Source organism: Geobacillus sp. DSP4a, from assembly GCF_013096875.1.
In the GTDB taxonomy this organism is placed as follows: domain Bacteria; phylum Bacillota; class Bacilli; order Bacillales; family Anoxybacillaceae; genus Geobacillus; species Geobacillus thermophilus.
The window spans coordinates 1-435 of the sequence record NZ_SDLD01000204.1; the positions used below are offsets into that span (position 1 = coordinate 1).

The following is a 435-nucleotide window of genomic DNA, read 5'->3' on the forward strand; positions in this document are numbered from 1 at the left end:
CATCAAGAAAATAGGCGAGATTCAGCCAATAATGTCCCGTTGGCTCGATGCCAACGATCACCTCGGTTTTTCCAAATTCCTTCATGGCTTCCACGATGCACTGGTACAACCATTCCAATCCTTCTCTAGATTGCGGAACGGGAAACGACTTTTTTAACACCCTCCCTCGCTCATCCACAAAGCAGGCATAATGCTTCTTTTTCGCGATATCCATGCCAACGACGAGCGTTTGATCGGTGACTTGATTAATCTTCTTGTTTGAGATAGAATTCATGTATAGTCCTCCTTGGTATCCAAATTAGGGGTCAATGTAAATTAGCACATTATTTCAGAATCCCTTTTTCAAATTATTTCAGGCGGATTCGGAAATAATGTGCAAAATTTTTGCGGATTGTTCCGGATTTTGCACATTCTTTCGGAACGTTTGCACGCTCT

Annotated in this window: 1 protein-coding gene; it reads right to left on the reverse strand. The window is 42.3% G+C overall.

All coding sequences use genetic code 11. The features are described 5' to 3' along the window. A partial coding sequence (locus ETC02_RS17010) for an IS110 family transposase (RefSeq protein ID WP_171698483.1) occupies positions 1-274 on the reverse strand: 274 nt, incomplete at its 3' end. Positions 275-435 lie beyond the last annotated feature (161 nt).